Here is an 18,692-nt window from a genome sequence, read left to right on the forward strand (position 1 = left end):
TCCTTGCGTCCCATACAGGCGGCGCTATGAGACTCTCGACTTGACGCTGATGAGCACGAAGTTTGCGCTGCGTGATCATTCGATAGGTGCGTTCGGGTTGTCGGTGCGGCGGTTTTCCGCGATTCCGCTGACGACTAGGCTAAGTGCTGTTCAGGCGTCGGGCTCCGCCGTCAATGGCTCTGCGCAGACGTCCAAGATCCATTGCGACGGCAACGCGCGTTCGGCCCGGAGCAGGTCCGCCGCTGCTTCCACGTGAATTCCAGCGGCGGCGCGCACAGCACGCCAACCTCGGATGGTCCGGTCCGCCAGATCGCGAACGGTGGCTGGACGGACCAGGTACACGTGCGGCTCAGCCAGTTTCGGGACAGAGGGGTGAATCCGCTTCTCTGGCGTGACCAATAGGCCGACCGACCCGCTCGGAATGGACGTTCCGGTGTTGCCAGCGACGTACCGCAGGTGGCTACCTGCCTGCCGCGTCGACTCGGAGCCAACCTCGCCTGCCTCAGCAGCTTCGCTCTTGGCTTCCACAGTGACCCAAGTGAGGTCCCCAAACCGCCAACTGGCATCGGGTGCGGAATCGGCGCCCTTGTCGCCGTCACTGACAGTGGCGCCCAACAGCTCACCAAGCACTACAAGACCTGCCTCGAACGGGCCAGAGTCGGTTCCGGCAAGGTTGGTGCGCATCTCGGTGACCGTTGCCTCGAATTTGGCGGCGCGGCCAATGGAACTGAGACGATCAAGAATCGTGGTGACCGCCAGTTCGTCGAGCTCGTCCAGGACTGGTTGGGTCGTGCTGGCGTTCCGGTCGGCCGGTGCGGCGAGGTGGGACAACCACGTGGTGCCTCGTCCGGCACTGCGGGCCGCGGCGTAGTAGGCGTCCACGGCAGGTGTGAACGTCAGGTCGGTCTCCGCCAGTCGTGCAGCCCAGCAGCCGGCCAGATAGTTCCACAGTGCGGCGTAGCGTTGGGGCGCCTGTCCGCCCCGCAGCGCGTCGATAGCACGCTTCGCTTGCTCAAGCGCGACGTCGAATTCGCCTTGCCAGATGGCCTGCCAAGCGGCGACCTCGAAGGCGACCGACTTCTGCAGTTCGTCGGTGCCCGGCGGGTTGCGGCGCTCCAACAAGTCACGTTCGCCCGTGATGTCCTGCTCAATCTCACGCCACTCGGTGTCGTGATCCAGAAACACCCGGATGTTGTCGCGCATCTCCGAGCTGTCCGTGTCGAGGCTGTACTGCCATCCAAAGCCTAGTTCGGCGTTGACCTCGGGGTGCATGGCGTCGCGCACGTCGCCTCGCGTCATGAAAGTGATGAGGTTGTGCCCCAAGACGATGACCGTGGAGTAGTCACGGGCGTTCCTGGTTGCCCGGCCGGCCCCCTGGGTGATGCGAGCACGAATGCGCTCTTGCAACACCTCGAATGCACCCAACGAGGAGTACAGGAACCGTTCCTGAAGGTCGCCCTGTGCGGGGAGGTCCTTGATGATCACTAGGCGGCAGTCGTCGTCGGGCAAGTCGATGCCGTCGTAACGGTTCGTCAGCACGAGCACAGCGTTTGGTTCGTCGGTGAACTCGCTCAAGTCATCCTCGACCTGATCGGCTTTCAGGATCGTGTGAGTGTTGGGAACGACTTCGTTCGTAATGGCGTCGGCGGTGCGAGTGTCCGGCGTGATGATGACGGCTCGCCCATGTCGAGTGATCTCGTTCTTTACGAAGGTCGAGACCTGGTCTGAGTCTCCGGCAAGGTCGTTCGTGAGGTCGGGCACGCAGAACAGCCGCCTGCCGGTGCCTTGCTTTTCCCATCCGGCCGGGATCGGGATCCGTTCGATGCGACGTCGACCGAATGCGCGTTCAAGCTCGCCGCCAGCGCCCAGGGTTGCGGACATGTAGATGCGGCGCCGCGGTGAATCGAAGGCGGGGTGAGTGGAGGTCGGCGGGACCAGCGGTCGAAACAGGAGTTCGCGATACGACACATAGAGCAGACATTGGCTGAGGTGGTCCTCAATCATCGTCAGGCCGTATTTGGCGTCGCGGGACAGTCGGTCACGTAGTGCTGCAGCTGAGGCCAGAACTTGTGCCAGTTCGTGCTCGACTGCACGGAGCCCGACGGGCGAGGCGAGGTAGGTCGTGGCTCGGTACTTCGTGTCGAGGCTGGGGTCTTTGAGACGGGTTACGACGAGCGGGTCGAGGCAGTCGGTGAGGACTCCGAGCACGTCCATGTATGCGTCGAGGTGGGTATCTCGTCGGATTGAGACGCTCCATGGGCTGGCCACGGGGTCGGCGGCCGCGTGGGCGTCGTCGAGTATCAGCAGGTTCGCGTCATCGATGGCTGGGTTGTTGTTGAAAACGTGCGAGTAGGCGGTCACTGCTGTCGCCTTCCCAGCCGTGTATCGCGCACGATCGGCGGGGTTCCACGAGGTGACCTTGCCGGTAAGTGCCACCGCAGGGATGCCGTAGTCAGTGAGCCGTTCAGCAGTTTGCTTCGCAAGCTGCCGCGTAGGGGTCAGATAGGCGACACGCTCTTGGTTGGCGCGCCGCTGGAAGTCTGCGATGAGACCTCCGACGAGTGTTTTGCCGGCGCCGGTAGGAAGTTCGATTGCAACGTCACGGGCCGCCAAATGGTCTCCATGCCACGAGCGCAGCACGTCTCCTTGATGTAGCCACAGACTTTCGGGTGCGCTGGGGTTGCTGGCGGCGAGCAACCGGTAGAGGTGTTCCGGGTCGGTTGGACGCAACTGCTTAGTAGAGCGTCGACTGAAGGCCATCGGACGATGTTCTCATAGACGTGCGACAAGTCCGCCGGGTTTTGCGGTTGCCCGCGCAGATCAGATGCGCAGTCGTGGACGTGTAGCAATTCATGCACAAGCGCCGCGGCAGCGTTAACGAGACAACTGCCGCAATTCATACTGGCTGTCTCACCACCTCAAGTGGTCCCTCCTCGGGCGTCGGCGGCTCGAACCGTGCGAAGTAGTCCGTTGCCATGTGCTCAGTCAGTGGCTTATCGTCCGCCTGTTTGCCGTGCCGGGGGCCGACTCGACTCAAAATGGTCTCGCGACTCGTTGCGATGTAGACAGTTTCGGGAGTGATGATATGGGGTGCGAGCAGCGCGCGAAACTCTTCGCACTGTCTGCGGAACCAGAATCCGAAGTCGAGCACGACGTCGTTCCCGTCCGCGACACGACGCAGCAAGCGAACTTTCAGGTCTGCTGCGACCTCAGCGACCACTTCGGCAGAAAGCAGCGTTCTGATGCCGCGATCCCAAAACTCCCCCTCGAACGACAAACGTGTCCACCCCTCGCGTTCTAGGCGCTTGGCGTAGGTGGTCTACCGGCGCCGCCTGGTCCGCACATCATCACTACGCGCGGTCGTAGGGCTGCGTTCTCTGCCATCCGGTCAGGTTGGGGCGGACCACTAACGCCGATGGCGAGGCTGCGCTCTGGCGACCCTGAGTGAGGTCGGCCCCAAGCGGACGTACTAGTGGACTGTCGCTCGCTGCGCATGCAGGTGCAGCTTGCGTGCGGGCACCTCGCGCGCGGTGCGTGCAGATTTAAGGCTGTAGTCCACACATACCACCAGTGCGAATGTGGCAGTAGCGACTGATACGACGACTGGGCCATTGCCGGTCAGGACGAGCCACAGCCCCCAGGCTGTGACTGCCAAGCCGTACTAGCGGTATAAGTCATGGAATGTCTTCGACGCGTAGGCGACGTTGCCTACTTAAGATGGGCTGTCATGGCCAAACAAATCGACATCGTTACGCGTTTCCGTGACGAAGTCCTGTTGCTTCTGATACGCCCGTCGAACCGACTCGTTTTTGCGCGAACCCGAAAAGACCCGCCCTGCTGACGAGGAAGCGTAAATCTCGCCGGCGATTCACACATCACTTTCTGACTGATGCCCTTCGTTAGCGGCAGACGGCAGCACTGCATCCGCTTGGAACGCCTCGCCCTCAATTGAACTCATTGGAACGCTGCCACGCGAGTAGCTGCTCGGAAGCTTCCAGTTGGTTTGCAGGATGAGCGCACCCACCAGCGACGAAAACGTCGTGTTAGGGGCAGCATGCACTTCAGGAACTGCCCATCCGATATAGCTCTGCGGCACGGCACTTGGCGACTTTTTCGATGAGTGATCCAGCACGACCAGGATGGAGAGCCGGCTCCCGATGCCTGCCGCGTACTGTGCTGGCTGCCCAGCCCACTTGCCGCAGTCGGCCAACGAGATGGTCCGCCGTTTGAAGACCTTCAGCTCCGCCACGATGCGGTCGTGCTTGAGGTCGTCGAATCCGCCTGCAATCGGATCACGGCGAGTCAGCCGGCCCTCGAGCTCGGGGTCTCGCAACAGTCGAGACTCCAACTCATTGTGGAACTTCGCTTCGTTCACGCGGGTGCCTGCCCGGAATCCCTGGTCATAGTTGATGTCGAGTGCGGCCCGCGCCAGGCAGGTGAAGAAGCGGCAAAACTCTTGAACCTCGACCGGGTCAAGAGTGGGGTCATCGTGCAGGCGGGCGTACATGGTGTGCAGTCGTTCGTCGACGGGATGCCCGATAAGTGAATCAGTGGTCGCGTCATAGGGCCGCACCAACAGGCGTCGCATTCCAGCGGTAGGCACAAGTTCGGTACGCCTACGCCGGATGTCGGAGCCACTCTCGTGGGACTCGCCATCGGATGCATAGAACCGGACGTGCACTGCGAGGTCCAGGGCCGGCGCGCCGGCACGTCGCGTGGAGTTGCACTGCAGCGAACCCGTACGTTCAAGACGGATACCGACGGCGTCGACGATTGCATCGGGGCCCTCAAAAGTGAACGTTGGTACGTGCACGGCGTCCGGACCGTGCACGCTCAGGAACGTCACCTTGCAGCTTTCGGCCCACTCAGGCCACTGCGAGAGGCGAAGACTCACCCCAAGGTCGTGAACCTGCCCTTTTCGCAAAATGACCACGTCGTCGACGACATGACCGTCGACGGTCAACACACAGACTGCGGCCTCACCAGAGGCCACCTGCTCCTCGGCGTGTTCGGCGTCCGTAAGCCGGTGAGCTGATCCAGACAAACCAGGGATGCTTGCTGGCTCACCGGTAACGGGATGGTTGAACGACGGGTCGATCGGGTGTCGCACGCTTCTGATGTAGACGGGAAGTCGATGCGGGACGTCGCGAAGCAACTGCAGGACTTCATCGATTCGGTCGACGCCAAACTGGTCGCTCGCTACTGCGGCGGCGAAGTTCAGAACGTCAACGCTGTCGCGTGGTCCGCCGGGACGCAGGTGAGCTGGTGCGCCAACAATGGCGCGGGTGAGGAGTTGCGCGTTGCGTCGCGCAGTCGCATGACGCCAAGGTGCTTCGACGGCGCCGGAACGGGTTGCGGTGTCGAAGTCGAGGACGTCGGCAGCAATGTCGAACGCCCGGCCTAGCCAGACGTCTCGGCCGGGTAGTGCTGCGGCACACATGAGACGGCTCGCCGTTCGGCACGCTTCAGCCGCCTTCTCCGGTGAACGTGTGGGGAGGTCAGCAAGTAGCGTTCGTGCGTCGTATCGCGCTCGTGCCACTTGGACGAACCACGGTTCATCCTCTGGTTCGGAGTCGGGACCCGATTGACCGTTCGTCTGTGCGACAAACGGTGGTGGAACGGGTTGCAGCGTCTCCATTACCGTTCGGGACTCGGCGGTGGCGGCGGCAGCCAACCCGTTCAGGTACCAGCGACGGTAGGCGTGCTCTGGGACCTCAGGCACCCGCACGGCTATGGCGTGCGCAACTTCGGCAGCGTCAGTCCAACGACCGGCCGACTGCAGCAGCCCGACCGGGTCCGACGCGGGACGCAAATTTGCTGGCAGGTGCTGTACCGCCATGTTGACGAAGGTCTGCAACTCTTCGTCACGTAGCCCGTTGGGTGTAGCAAGTAGCGCCACCAGGGTCCGGTCGTCTCGCCGGTTGTACCGGTCGTGATGGTTGAGGTCACCCAGCACGTCTAACGCCGCGCGCGCCCACGCACGGGTGCCGCGGTAATCGACGATGCCCGGATCGAGGAGCAGCCGTTCACGCTCATGACAGCTCAACGAATGCGAGGACGACATGACGGCAACGGCAGCCCGCTGCCGCATGATGTCGTCGTCAAGATGTTCGGCGGCCCAAAGCAGCGCATACAGACCGTCTTCCACAACACGCAGCAACGGATCAGGGTTGCGGTCGTACGTAAGCACCCATCCCTCGACGATCGGGATGAGGGCTCGGATGGTGTCGTCAGGTAGCCCGAGTTGCGGGATGGTCGCGATCATTTTCGAGTGAACGACTCTGTACTCGTCGCACAAGATTGCAGGCGCGAGTTCGCTTAGGTCGTGAGGAAGCGTGGCGGTGCATCGTGCGGCTTGTGCCCACAAGCCGATCGCCGCTTCGCGAGCGGCAGAATCGGTACCTAACAGTGCCGTGTACATCGCTGGGAGCACGTCGGCGACGGTCTCGGTCGTGACGGCTTTCGCCATCGCATCGAGGGTCGCGCACCGGAGGCGACTGTCGGCAGATGGGTCTCCGGAGTCTGCCGTCAACAGGGCGCCGAGCTTTGGCAGCATCCCATCCGGTTCACGTTCAGTGACGCGTCCAATAGCGGACGCCACTTCTCGTCTTATCGCGGACTGATTAATCCTGTCCGTCTCGGAGTCCATCCAATCGAGTCCGTCGTCGGGGCGCCCGGCAGCCGCCTCGCCGTCCGCGTTCCCAATGTCGCCGGGAAGAATCAACCCTGTACGCGTAGATGACGACGGCGGCGCAAGCAGGACCCCAATGAGACTGTCAGCGAACGGGCTCACAACGTCAGGAGCGTTCGTGGCCAAGGCCGCAAGGTCCTGGGCGGCCTGATACGCGGTGTCCCTACCCCAGTCACCCGACAAGCGCGCCAGCGAGAACCGGACCGCCTCTGCGGCCGCGTCGTCTGAGATAGGGGTGTCGTTCTCGAACCGTTCGAGGTGCCACACCACGTGTGCCACCTCGTGGAGGCCATCTTCGCTGAGTTGCCCTTTGGCCTGCTCAACGAACTGGCGCGTCTCAGATGGTGCACCTCTCCACGCCTCAGCCAAAGCGCGTGCCGCACTCGACCCGGGCATGGAGTCGCCGGCGTAGTGGCCGTCTTGTCCCCTGACCGACGACACCAGCGAACGACCCAACAGCGTGACGCGGCTCGGATCGTCGACGAGGAGCGCATGCGCAGCGTCGGCAGCTTCGGCCCGGCGATCCGGATCGTCGTCAGCAAGCATCGAACAAATCGTGTCAGCAACCTTGACGACATCACGTGATGTCAGCGCCAGCAAAGGGACCGGGTCGGACACGACGTTGCGCGAGAACGGGCCACGAGGTTGACATGCCAACGCGATGGCGCCACCGACGGCGCCGACAATGTCATCATCTGCGATGGACTCGACGAACTCGGCTACGAGCTGCCCGGCTTCCAGGGTCGGCTTGTTTGTTAAAGCGGCAGCGCCTGCAGCTGCTGCGGCGCGACGGCTAACGTGGCCCGCTCGACCCAAGTGTTTCACGATCGAGCACGCGACCGGATGGTGTTGAACTGACGCCATCTCCGTGACCACCTGAGCCAGACGTCCCGCAAAAAGATCTGGGGCCCGCCGGGCGACCTCAATCAGTTGGACGCCTCGGTTGGCGGACTCGTCGTGCGTAGTCCCTGGCCGTGGGTCGAGGCTGTCCAGGTCGTCGACAATGTCGCGAACCGTGTAAGACGCAGCGGCCAGTAGTTGATGCCGTTGGGCGCGTCGACGCTGCCAGGCATCGACCGCCAACTGCTCCGCGTCCGCCTTCTGCTGCGCCAGGAGCTCGTCGCGCTGAGTGCGGCGTCTCGCCTCATCCGCGATAGTGGGCAACCGCCCGGTTGCTGCCCTGTGTGGGCAGGTGACGCAGTTGGTGTCGTGAAACTCAACGGCGACGTCCAACGCTTGAAAGGACATCACTCCGAACGGCGGCGCGTAATCGCAGCGCACCTGGGTAAGACCAATCGGCAAACCAAGCATCGCGCCAACCATGCTTGTCCCGCCACCTTCGATGGCGACCTCACCATGGCTGCAGAAGTCAGCCATCAACTGCTTGGCCAGTAGGTGCTCTTCACCGGTCGCGATGGCCTCAGAGATGCGGTCGTCGTCCATCAATCGGATCTCCTTCCCGCATCGTCATCGCGGCGGCCGGTGTCCCTATCCACCATATGGAGACGCACTGACACGGTGCCGGGGTTCGGTGGTCTGCCATGACGGATTCCACAGTGTGAGTTGCAGAACCGACATCGCTCTCTGGACGCAAAGGTGGCCTCCCGGTGGCCTCCCGGTGGCCTCCCGGTGGCCTCCCGGTGGCCTCCCGGTGGCCTCCCGGTGGCCTAAGTTGAGGTCCCACCAAAGAGCGCCACAACCTTTGCCTCTAGCGCCTTCTCCGCGAGACGACCCGCTGCGACCTCATCTCCCGTCGCTTCTGTGACAAGCACCGTGGTCGACCCGAACCTGACCTCCCCATGCCAACTCTCAGGCTTAACGGAGTCGCACACCGCCCAAAAACTGAACGCCAGCTTCTCCAAGTTTGAATGGAATCGTTCACGAGCGCCTGGCTTCACTTCAACCCGTGAGCCAGTGAACCGTGTTGTCTCTAGATGCATACACGCAACGTACGCACGACCACCGACACCCGAGAGAGCGCCACGTTGAATACTCTGGTCGGCCGGCGCCTCGTTGAATGTGACCCGCGGCCCATCAGGGCGCAGCCGGCTGGACGGTCATCGGGGCGCGCCCGTCAGTACGACCTAACCGCCTGTGATGTCCGAGTGGGCGTGCAGTGCGGCTGCCTCTGCAGTGAACAGGTCTCGAAGTGACTCAGCCGTCAGGTCGGTCTCCTTTCGGACTGTTGCTGAGGCAGCTGTGACTCTGATTTCACGTTGCGCGAGCACTTGTTCGAGGTCCATGAAACTCACAGCACCGAGCCCGTCAGAAAGCGCTGATGAGACCTCGAACCGGTTGACAGCCATGTCGTTGCGAACCATCATCAGCAGCCGCCACTGAGGGTCACCGTTGACGTCCGGCCAAGCGGCGATGTTGGCGACGTTCTGATATTGCAGCGGCCCATCTGACTCAGTGTGGACCGAAACGACGCCGAGTTGGACAGCCGCACAACGGTCGGCTGGTTCAAAGATTTGTGCCATCAGCCGTGTGTCCGCGAACGTCAGAATCCACACTGATTCGTCTCGCACGGATTGCACGCCAGGCGCCGCCCGGCTAACCAACCGCACGGGACTGGCCCATATGTGGTCAAACCGAGCGAGCGCATCTGCTGCGCACTGGGCGCGGCGAGCAGCCGCTGCTTCAGCCGCCGACCGGACCGCCTGCCGCGCCAAGGCACCATCCGCCAGCGACCGCAAGCCGGCGTCGCCGGCATCGCTCACGTTGACGGAGAGGAACTCGACTACCCACTGCGCAGTGGGACGTGAACCTGGGTCTTTGGCCATCATGAACCTGATGGCTTGAGCCAACTGCTCGTCAGCGATCTGCTCGAGATCGGGTTCAGCGGTTGCGGTGTTGAGCCGCGACGTCGGTGCCCAAGAATGGCGGATGACCGTCGCGACGGCATAGCACGTACATCCGAGTGAGTAGACGTCTGACCTCACGGTCGGGTCGTTCCCGGAGGTAACTTCTGGCGCCTGGTAAGCCGGTGTCCCCATCTGGTTCAGCGTGTACGTACTCGTCGCCTCCGCGAGCAGGCGAGCTGCGGCAAGGTCGCCCCAGACCCAACGTCCGTCGTACAACAGGGCGTTGCTCGGCTTGAGGTCTCGATGCACCACCTGGTGGTGGTCCAGTTCGGCGACACCCTTCGCGAGCTGGAGTGCGATGTCACGTGCATCAATCGAGGCGAGGCCACCTGTTTCAGCGGACGCCCGGTGGATGTAGTCAGCGAGGCTGTGCTCCGCGCGCGGGTACACAAGGTAGTAAGCGTCGTTCTCCAACGCGGTGTCCAGCAACGGGAGCACATGCCCTGCGCGGCGCTCAGTAAGGTGCCGACCGACTTGTTCCTCGCGTTCGGCGTAGCGGCTATCGCGGACCCACTTGCTCTCATCAAAGCCGCGCAAAGTCATGCGCTTCACGGCCAAAGCCGCGCCGCCCGCCTCACCACTCGCCGCGAAGACAGCGCCCTGACTACCAGCACCTAACGGCTCATCAAGTCGAACTTCATACGTTCCACCCGAATCGCCCCTCAACGCCATCACCTGAGCTGCGTCCAGGCCAGGCTCACCTGCGCTGGCCCGGGACTGTAGGTGCAGGCGGAAGAAGCAAATGCAAGTAGTCGTCGACATCAACCACGTCACGCATCCGGCGAATCTGTTTGCGAGCGACGGTGATCTTCCATCCGACAGGACCGTTCCCTGATCCCATGCTCGACCACAAGGGTGTGGTGTACCAGATCGCCGGCTGCCTGGCGAGGAGCTCATCTCTTCCTGCAGCCGGGATTCGGAGGCCGTCCACGAACAACTGTGGCGTGAGAACTACAGGGGTCTCGCTCTCCCGTTCCAGGTCGGCAGCCATGCGGACGCTCTGAACGAACAGGCCCACATCCTCACGAGCAGCGGGACACTGTGACAGTCCGCTAATACTCAGGCCGACGCGCTGGTCGTCGCTTGGTTCGACCCCACGGACGCCCCACAGCAGCGTCCGGTCGATTGACGACACAACCGCCCACGGATCGTCGACTCCCAACTCGCGGTCGAGATAACGATCTGCGGTGTCCCAGGTGGGCCACTCACCGTCTCTGTGCAGGAGCACTCGGAACGCGTCAAGAATTTGCTGCTGGTCAACCATTGGTCGTGTCCTAGTTTCAAAGTTCAGCATGCAGAGTGATGCTCGCGAGGCGCAGCGAACGCCGGGCGAGAGGGTCGCCGCCCAGTTGTTGTGGTGGTGACGACTTTCGGTGGCGAAGTCTCGGCGGGTCATGGGGCAGGGACGGGGACGACCTCCGCTTGACCCGCGCGTGGCGTCCATGTCGCGGCGAACGAACAACCGGGCCCGTCGACTGCCAACAGCGGATACTGCCAACTTCCCGCTACGGCCGTGTAGCTGGTTTGGTCAGCGCTGTCGCATCCCGTCTCGGCCTGCAAGTCACGCGCGCCGGCATCACTGAGGCTGACCGTCACTGGAACCGGGGCTTCGATGGGCGGACTCGTCTGCAGCTGCGCGGCCGAGTAGATGACAGCACCGCTGATGACAGCAACGCTGAGCACGAAACAGATGCAGAAATTTCGGAACTTGGTCTGTACGTCGTGGAACATCGACCACTGTCGCAGCGACTCGATGGGTGCCCGCAAACGCGTCAATCGGGGGTCGTCGGGTGCTAGCACCGCGTCCCCGGTCATCGCGACGTTGAGCTCGCCCATCGCGTGATCGAACGAGTTCTTGTCCAGGAACTCCGGTGCCGTCACGCCGGCGCCAATGGCCTTCGCGAGCTGACCTGCGAACTTCGGGTCCTGGATGGCGCCCAAGTCCTTCGGCGCAACACTGAGTACCTTGGCCCCAAAAAACAACGTCGAGCCGATGCCCAACACGACGAACAGCCATGCCAACGCTAGGTCGCCGTTGTCGGACACCCACGCACACAGCGTTGGAGCCGTCGCCAGTCCTGTCCTGAGCTCGGGGCCCACAAGCGCGCTTGCAGCGATAAGGGTGCCGATGGGCACGAACGCCACCAACCACTTCGTGGTGTCACGGTACGCCGCGGTTCCGCCATCGTAGACTGACATACCCTCATCCTCTAGGGTTACCGCCGTTGAGGCAAGTGCGTTACCCTGTACAAGTACCTACGATGTTAGGGATAGGGCAAGCGATGAACGACTACGGACCAATCTCAATCTCACGCCTCAAGGACGAAGCCACCAACGTCTTCGATGCGCTCACTAAGAAGCGTCGTGTCCTGATCTCCCGGCACGGCCGCGTCGTCGCCGCCATCGAGCCCCCATCACTGCACCAGCACGCACCCCAACTAGCCGCGTTCGCCATCCAAGCACCGGACGCGCTGCCCGAAGTCAGCGCAACCGACCTCAATCAGGGGTCACCATCCCAAGCGATCCGCGACGCTGAAGAAGGCCGGTTCTCACTTCTGACACGCAACGGGCACGTTGCTGGACTGCTGCGGTCCTACGAACCGTCACTCACCGTCGAACAAGCCATCGAGCAGGACCGCCAACTCGCACATTTCGAACAAGCGAACCCAGACGCCACTCCCGAAGCACTCGCAGCCGAAGCCGCCCGCCTAGCTGATGCGGCGGACTCAGCAACTTTGGAACGTCAGCCGTCCTATGCTTTCGCGCAGTTGAAGGTCAACTCACCGGCGAGTAGCGAACTCCTAGACGAAGTGGTAGCCACGACCGCTGACCTAGATAGACGCATCCTCAGCGACGCCATGCTCATCCACGGCCTCGCTCTTGAACAGACAGACGACCTACCCGCAGCGGCCGAAATGTTCCAACTACTGGTCACACGGTTCGCCAGAGAACAAGACAACTATGTCTTGACTAGGGTCGCCCGGTCGAAGGTCGAATTAGCGCGCCTACACACCGTCAATGACCGTCCGCGTGACGCCCTCACCTGGACGTCGCAAGTGGTCGAAACGCTTGGGGGTTGGGCCTCCACCGAAGCCGACGAAACCGTCGCTATCGACGCGCCCACCGACACCGTCGTCGCCTGAGGTCCACCGGTGGGCAACGGTATCGTCGCAAACAATGGCGGGAACCCCGTCGACGAGTGGCACCTGCGCATCGTCAACGTAAACAGTCCGGCTCTGAGCACTCACGTCCTCAACTTCATTCGTGGGCAACCAGTTTCGGCTGCGCAAAGCAACCCCAGGATCGCGGTCGCAGACCTTGCCGACGCACACGCGCACACCTTTACGTTCAGCATGCCCGGCGCTCCCATCGTCCTTGACGTGATGGTTCAAGCCGTCCCGTCATCTGGAGCCAAGGATCCCGACCCGCGTTCGTCGTTACCAAGCCCAACCAGCTGGCTCGTCGACCCAGACAACGCCGCCCTCACTTGGGAACTCTTCAACTGCGTCGTCTTATACGTTCGCCCTCGCTCCGCCACCGTTTAACACGGGTGCGAATACCGCCGGCCAAGTCGGCAGCATGACGCCGGGTGCGTAGTCGGTGCGAACTCTTGAGCCCCCGGGACGCCCAGCCCCGTAGAACTGACCGGCATATTCGACTGCACCCACGCAACTACCTAGACGTCGGGCCAGCCGGAGGACCCCAGCCCTGTCTGTACAGGAGGTCAAGCGCGCCCTGTCCCGACCGCGGCGCGGCACCATCTGGGCCTCGTTGGTCGCGTGGCAGCTCGCCACCGACGCCCTAGGCCCACCCGTCACCAGCGTCGGTGCGGTCAGGTGAGTGCAATGTCAGTATCCGCGCCCATAGCCAGCGTCCTATCGCCGTAACGGTGTCACTCCGCGACGCCAGGTTGTCCCGTACTGCAGTCGCATAAAAGTGTGCGCCTCTCGAACTTGTCTACCACGGTGGGGGTGGCCCGGACGGTGATCAACATCCCGGACGCGGCGCCTGATCGCGTCGTCAAGTGCCAACCAAGGCGCGTCTTAGTGGGCGAATGGACCCACCAAGGGTCAGCCGCCAGATGGACGTCCCTACGACTTCGGTCGGCTCTCTCGCCACGCGTCGTACGTCGCGCCGATCTTCTCGGCGAGAGACCGGTCGCGGTCGAGGGTGGCGTGTTGGTAGATCGCCATCGCGGCTTGCGAGGCGTGGCCGGCACGCGCCTGGAGCTCGGCCGCAGTGGCGCCGTGCTGACCCGCCAACGTCAGCGCGGTATGTCGCAGGTGGTGGATCGTGAGGTCGGGACGCCCCGCCGCCTCCCGGGCCGGGCGATAGCGGTCCATCAGATAGCGCACGCTCATGTGGTCGGTGCGGTCGCCCGGGAACAGCAGGCCGGTCGGGCCACGCTCAGCATACTCAATCAGGTGCTCCTGAAGCATCGGGAGGAACGGCGGCGGAACGTGCACCGTGCGGACACTGCTGGTCGTCTTGGGCGCGCTGATCGCCCGACCACAGCTCGGGCAGGCGCCTCTCGCTCCCGCAATGACGTCCTTGTCGATCTTGCGGGCGACATGGATCCACCCAGACCTGTGGTCCACATCGGAGCGCCGCAGTTCCAGCAGCTCGCCCTGACGTAGGCCGACGAACGCAGCCAGGACGATCAGGAGCTTCAACCGATCGGGCATCTCCTCGATGATCGTCGCGATCTCGTCCAAGGTCGCCGGTACGGCGACCCGCCTCACCGGAGCAGACCCCGCGCCACGGATCCTCGGTGGCGCCCGCTCGATCAACTCCTCCTCCTCAGCGGCCTGAAGCAACGCCCTCAGCAGGCGGTACGCCGCGGCGTTGGCGGCCTCGGCGTCCGGGTTGAGCGAGGCTCTCCACTGCTTGATCTCCGTTAGGCTGACGTCGATAAGCGGCATCTCCTCGAAGTACGGGAGGATCCGCGTGTTGAGGAGCTGCCGGTAGGTCCTGATCGTGTTGGGCCTCAGCCCCCGATCGGCCAAGTACCGCTCGGCGAACCCGGCGACGGTGTTGTGGGCGGCCTCGCGACGGCGTTGCTCCTGGGCGACCTGCCTCGCCTTCGGGGGAATCCACTCGTCACGATCGACCAGCGTTCGCTCGGCGGCGAGCCACGCCTCGGCGTCCATCTTGGTCGTGAGGGTGCGGGAGTGGCGCGATCCGTCGGGCATCGCGTAACGCGCGCGGTAGGTGACGACGCCGGCGGCGCTGCGCCGCCGCTCCACCTCGCCGAACCCTCGTCGCCGTGCCATCTTGATACCCTAACCCCATAACGCGCTGGTGCGGGACCTTTCAGTGGGGGACTGGTGGGGGAAAGCAGGTCCTCTAAAGGGCCTATTTGTCCCCCACGGTCTCGCATTTTCGCAGGTCAGCGAAGTCAACCCCCTGCTTTAGCGTAATTTGCAAGCAGGGGGTTAGGGGTTCGAGTCCCCTAGGCTCCACCAGACCAGACCCTCCAGCCGGGACTGCGCGCAGCCCGGTGTGACGTCGCTTCCACCGCGCGGAATCCGCTGGGCGCGACCGCCGGCCAGGTCGCACACTGGTGCCGTGCTGGGCGTCACCGACCTCCCGACCTACCTCGTCGGGCTCATCCTCATCATCCTGCTGCCGGGGCCGAACTCGATCTACATCCTCTCCGTCGCCGCGCGTCGCGGGGTGCGGAGCGGGTACGCCGGCGCGGCGGGCGTGTGGACCGGGGACGCGGTGCTGATGACGCTGTCGGCCGCGGGGGTCGCCTCGGTGCTCCAGGCCAACCCGGCGGCGTTCGCGGTGGTGAAGTGGGCCGGTGCGTCCTACCTGCTGTGGCTGGCGATCGGGATGCTCCGCACCGGGTGGACGACGTGGCGCTCGCGCGTGCCCGTCGCCGAGCAGATCGCCGACGCGGCGCAGGAGGCCGGCGTCGAGCCGCAGGGCCGGGGCGAGCGGCCCTACCGCCGCGCGCTGGTGATCAGCCTGCTCAACCCCAAGGCCATCTTGTTCTTCGTCGCGTTCTTCGTGCAGTTCGTCGACCCCGCCTACCCCCACCCGGTGGTGTCGTTCTTCGTGCTCGGCTCGCTGGCGACGCTCGCCAGCGCGACCTACCTCAGCGTGCTGATCTTCGCCGGCAACCACCTCGCTGCCGCGTTCCGCCGTCGCCGGGCGCTGTCGGCGGGCGCCACGTCGGCCGTCGGCGCGGTGTTCGTCGGGTTCGCCGTCAAGCTCGCCCTCGCCTCCGCCTGACGCCGCCGCGCACCCGACCAGAGAACTCGTCGGCGCCCGCTGTCGTATCCCGGCCACGTCGTTCGTGGTAGGGGTGAGAGGCCGCCCGACAGGGGCGGCCACCGAGCACAGGAGAACGACATGCACTACCTCCTCAGCGTCATCGGCGACACCGACAACCCCGCCGACGACTCCGCGCCCGGCGCGATCGACGCGTTCAACGACCGGTTGCGGGCCGAGGGCCGCTGGGTCTTCGCCGGCGGCCTGACCGGTCCCGACGACGCCACCGTGACGGACAGCCGCGACGGCGAGCCGGTGTTCAGCGACGGACCGTTCGTGGAGTCCAAGGAGTTCCTCGCCGGCTTCTGGGTGCTCACCGCCGACGACCTCGACGTGGCCCTCGCGCTGTCGGCCGACGCCTCGCGCGCCTGCCACCGCAAGGTCGAGGTCCGCCCCTTCGGCGGCGTCGCCTGATCCGTGACGCCGCCCGACGTCGACCCTGACTCCGGCCGCGGCGACGACCCCGACGGCGTCCTCGCCCGGGTCCACCAGGACGAGTGGGCCCGGGTGGTGGCCGCCCTCGCGCGGCGCTTCGGCGACCTCGACGTCGCGGAGGAGGCCGCCGCCGAGGCGTTCGCGACCGCCGTCGAGCGGTGGCGCGCCGACGGCGTACCACCCAGCCCGGGCGCGTGGCTGACCACGACGGCCGGCAACAAGGCGCTCGACCGCCTGCGCCGCGAGGGCAGGCGCGAGGCCAAGCAGAGGCAGGCCCACATGTTGTCCGACCAGCTCTCCGATCCCCCGGAGCCCACGGGCGCCGTCGCGGACGAGCGACTCCGGCTCCTGTTCACCTGCGCGCACCCCGCGCTCGCTCCGGAGGCGCGCGTCGCCCTCACCCTGCGCCTGGTGGGCGGGCTCACCGTCGCGGAGATCGCGCGCGCCTTCCTCGTGCAGGAGACGACGGTGGCCCAGCGGATCACCCGCGCCAAGGGCAAGGTCCGCGCCGCGCGCATCCCGTGGCGGGTGCCGGACGCCGCCGACCTGCCCGCCCGGGTCGACGGGGTGCTGGCGGTGCTCTACCTCGTCTTCAACGAGGGCTACCTCGCCACCACCGCCGACGCCGAGCCGGTGCGCGCCGAGCTCACGGGGGAGGCGATCCGGCTGACGCGGCTGGTGCGCGAGCTGCTGCCCGACGACGGCGAGGTGGCCGGGCTGCTCGCCCTCATGCTGCTCATCGAGGCTCGCCGTGAGGCGCGGGTCTCGGCCGGCGGGGAGCTGGTCCCCCTCGACCGCCAGGACCGCGGCGGGTGGGACCGGGCGCTCGTCGAGGAGGGGCACGCCCTCGTGCGGGAGCGGCTCGCGTCGGGTCGCCCGCCCGGGCGCTACCAGCTCCTGGCCGCCGTCAACGCCGTGCACACCGACGCCGCCGACGCCCGCGACACCGACTGGTCGCAGGTCGTGGCGCTCTACGACCAGCTCGCCCGCCTCGACCCCTCGCCGATCGTCAGGCTCAACCGGGCGATCGCGCTCGCCGAGCTCGACGGCCCGCACGTCGCCCTCGCCGAGGTCGAGGCCGTGGCCGGGGCGCTCGCCGGCTACCACGCCCTCCACGCCGCCCGCGCCGACCTGCTGCGCCGGATGGGCCGCAGCGCGGAGGCGCGGGAGGCCTACGACCGGGCGATCGAGCTGGCCGGCAATCGCGCCGAGATGGCGTACCTCACTCGCAGGCGGGACGAGCTGGCAGGCGCCGCGGGAGGGTGACCGGACGGCTGGGACAATCGAGGCCGTGACCGCCCCCCGCCGACCCAGCCTGTTGATCGACGTCGCGGCTGCGGCGTTGGCGCTGGTGCTGGTGGGGATCGCCGGGATGCTCGGCAAGTGGCAGTACGACGCCTTCGAGGCAGACCGCGTCGCCGAGGCACGCGACCTGACCGACGTCGCGCCGGTGCCGCTGACCGACGTGATGGGCAACGACGACCCGTTCCGCGCCTCCGACCTCGGCCGCCCGGTCGAGGTGTCGGGCCGGTGGCTCGACGGCGGCTTCTGGGTCGCCGACCGCGAGGGGTCCGGCGAGCCCGGCTACTGGGCCGTCGCGCCGCTGCAGACCGGCGACGCCGCCGTGCTCGTCGTCCGCGGGTGGGCGCCCGAGCCCGACCCCGACCTGCTCGCCGTGTCCGGCGAGGCCGACGTGACCGGGTGGCTGCAGGCGCCCGAGGCGACGGTCGTCACCGACGACGACCCCGACGACGACGTCTTCCCCGAGATCCGCGTCGCCGACGCCGTCCAGCGCGTCGACGTCGACCTCTGGTCCGCCTTCATCATCAGCGACGAGCCCGGCCCCGGGCTCGAGGAGGCCGAGCTCGAGTCGCTGCCCTCGCCGAGCCGCTCGACCGGCATCCGCAATCTCCTGTACGCCGCCGAGTGGTGGGTCTTCGGTGCCTTCGCCGCCTACATCTGGTGGCGCTGGCGCCGCGACGCCACCGCTCCCGAGATGCGCTCACCGAGCGCTGGATAGGTTGACCGCCGTGTCCCGCAACCTCACCGTCTACCGCGTCATGGCCTCCATCGTGGGGGTCCTGCTCGTGGTGCTCTGCCTGGTCGGCGTCCCGCTGGCCAACTTCGACGGCTCCCCCATGTGGGGCCTGTTCGACAGCACGCCCGCCTGGGTCACCCCCGGCTCCGACGCCCAGCACGTCGGCGAGCTGATCACCACCTACCTCGGCGTGGCCCACGGCTGGCTCTACATGATCTTCCTCTTCAGCGCGTTCCTGCTCTCGCGTCGCGCCGGGTGGGACCTGCCGTTCACCCTGGTGACGCTCGTGTGCGGCACGATCCCCGTGCTGTCGTTCTGGGCCGAGCACCGCGCCACCCAGCGGGTGCGCGCCGAGCACCCCGAGATCGCCTGATCCTCACTAGGG

General features: G+C 65.3%; 12 protein-coding genes and 1 pseudogene. 6 read left to right on the forward strand and 7 right to left on the reverse strand.

The window, feature by feature from the left end; genetic code table 11:
* Positions 1 to 150: 150 nt before the first annotated feature.
* The 6 genes and pseudogenes from AC3X7Z_RS15070 to AC3X7Z_RS15095 all read right to left on the reverse strand — a co-directional run bounded on the left by AC3X7Z_RS15070 (position 151) and on the right by AC3X7Z_RS15095 (position 11,754).
* Positions 151 to 2,760 (reverse strand): DEAD/DEAH box helicase, encoded by a 2,610-nt coding sequence (locus AC3X7Z_RS15070; RefSeq protein ID WP_489976434.1) that lies wholly within the window; start codon positions 2,758 to 2,760, stop codon positions 151 to 153.
* 136 nt (positions 2,761 to 2,896) lie between these two features.
* Positions 2,897 to 3,307: pseudogene (locus AC3X7Z_RS15075) on the reverse strand (P-loop nucleotide/nucleoside kinase family protein); the annotation flags it as partial.
* 561 nt (positions 3,308 to 3,868) lie between these two features.
* On the reverse strand, positions 3,869 to 8,134 hold the full coding sequence (locus AC3X7Z_RS15080; protein ID WP_489976435.1) for a hypothetical protein: 4,266 nt from the start codon (positions 8,132 to 8,134) through the stop codon (positions 3,869 to 3,871).
* Between the two features lie 641 nt (positions 8,135 to 8,775).
* Complete coding sequence (locus AC3X7Z_RS15085) at positions 8,776 to 10,317, reverse strand: protein kinase domain-containing protein (RefSeq protein ID WP_489976479.1); 1,542 nt, start codon at positions 10,315 to 10,317, stop codon at positions 8,776 to 8,778.
* Positions 10,253 to 10,819: a hypothetical protein gene (locus tag AC3X7Z_RS15090; protein WP_489976436.1), complete on the reverse strand. Its 567-nt coding sequence runs from the start codon at positions 10,817 to 10,819 to the stop codon at positions 10,253 to 10,255. The genes AC3X7Z_RS15085 and AC3X7Z_RS15090 overlap by 65 nt, the downstream gene beginning before the upstream one ends.
* Before the next feature lie 128 nt (positions 10,820 to 10,947).
* Positions 10,948 to 11,754 (reverse strand): hypothetical protein, encoded by an 807-nt coding sequence (locus AC3X7Z_RS15095; RefSeq protein ID WP_489976437.1) that lies wholly within the window; start codon positions 11,752 to 11,754, stop codon positions 10,948 to 10,950.
* An 83-nt stretch (positions 11,755 to 11,837) separates the two neighbouring features.
* On the opposite strand from AC3X7Z_RS15095, the gene AC3X7Z_RS15100 reads away from it, so the two are divergent.
* Positions 11,838 to 12,698 carry a hypothetical protein gene (locus tag AC3X7Z_RS15100; protein ID WP_489976438.1) on the forward strand — a complete coding sequence of 287 codons (861 nt, stop codon included), beginning with the start codon at positions 11,838 to 11,840 and terminating at the stop codon, positions 12,696 to 12,698.
* A 948-nt stretch (positions 12,699 to 13,646) separates the two neighbouring features.
* On the opposite strand, the gene AC3X7Z_RS15105 is transcribed toward AC3X7Z_RS15100, so the two are convergent.
* Positions 13,647 to 14,828, reverse strand: a complete 1,182-nt coding sequence (locus tag AC3X7Z_RS15105; RefSeq protein WP_489976439.1) for a tyrosine-type recombinase/integrase — start codon at positions 14,826 to 14,828, stop codon at positions 13,647 to 13,649.
* 295 nt (positions 14,829 to 15,123) lie between these two features.
* Between AC3X7Z_RS15105 and leuE the strand changes: the two genes are divergently transcribed.
* From leuE to AC3X7Z_RS15130, 5 genes are all read left to right on the forward strand, one after another.
* Positions 15,124 to 15,795: a leucine efflux protein LeuE gene (gene leuE / locus AC3X7Z_RS15110; protein WP_489976440.1), complete on the forward strand. Its 672-nt coding sequence runs from the start codon at positions 15,124 to 15,126 to the stop codon at positions 15,793 to 15,795.
* A gap of 120 nt (positions 15,796 to 15,915) precedes the next feature.
* Entirely contained in the window at positions 15,916 to 16,248 is a 333-nt protein-coding gene (locus AC3X7Z_RS15115; protein ID WP_186339701.1) for a YciI family protein, read from the forward strand.
* 93 nt (positions 16,249 to 16,341) lie between these two features.
* Positions 16,342 to 17,535, forward strand: coding sequence for an RNA polymerase sigma factor (locus tag AC3X7Z_RS15120; protein WP_489976480.1), 1,194 nt, complete (start codon positions 16,342 to 16,344; stop codon positions 17,533 to 17,535).
* Between the two features lie 25 nt (positions 17,536 to 17,560).
* Positions 17,561 to 18,289, forward strand: a complete 729-nt coding sequence (locus tag AC3X7Z_RS15125; protein ID WP_489976441.1) for an SURF1 family protein — start codon at positions 17,561 to 17,563, stop codon at positions 18,287 to 18,289.
* Positions 18,290 to 18,299: 10 nt separating this feature from the next.
* The gene (locus AC3X7Z_RS15130) at positions 18,300 to 18,680 is read left to right on the forward strand and encodes a DUF3817 domain-containing protein (RefSeq protein ID WP_206054463.1); all 381 of its coding nucleotides are present in this window, start codon (positions 18,300 to 18,302) and stop codon (positions 18,678 to 18,680) included.
* The last annotated feature ends 12 nt before the right edge of the window (positions 18,681 to 18,692 follow it).

The organism is Nocardioides sp. Z24_21, assembly GCF_058134345.1.

Coding starts and splice junctions, on each gene's coding strand:
- AC3X7Z_RS15105 (WP_489976439.1), bottom strand. CDS start 14,828: ATGGCACGGCGACGAGGGTTCGGCGAGGTGGAGCGGCGGCGCAGCGCC.
- AC3X7Z_RS15070 (WP_489976434.1), bottom strand. CDS start 2,760: ATGGCCTTCAGTCGACGCTCTACTAAGCAGTTGCGTCCAACCGACCCG.
- AC3X7Z_RS15115 (WP_186339701.1), top strand. CDS start 15,916: ATGCACTACCTCCTCAGCGTCATCGGCGACACCGACAACCCCGCCGAC.
- AC3X7Z_RS15095 (WP_489976437.1), bottom strand. CDS start 11,754: ATGTCAGTCTACGATGGCGGAACCGCGGCGTACCGTGACACCACGAAG.
- AC3X7Z_RS15100 (WP_489976438.1), top strand. CDS start 11,838: ATGAACGACTACGGACCAATCTCAATCTCACGCCTCAAGGACGAAGCC.
- AC3X7Z_RS15090 (WP_489976436.1), bottom strand. CDS start 10,819: ATGGTTGACCAGCAGCAAATTCTTGACGCGTTCCGAGTGCTCCTGCAC.
- AC3X7Z_RS15085 (WP_489976479.1), bottom strand. CDS start 10,317: ATGTCGACGACTACTTGCATTTGCTTCTTCCGCCTGCACCTACAGTCC.
- AC3X7Z_RS15080 (WP_489976435.1), bottom strand. CDS start 8,134: ATGGACGACGACCGCATCTCTGAGGCCATCGCGACCGGTGAAGAGCAC.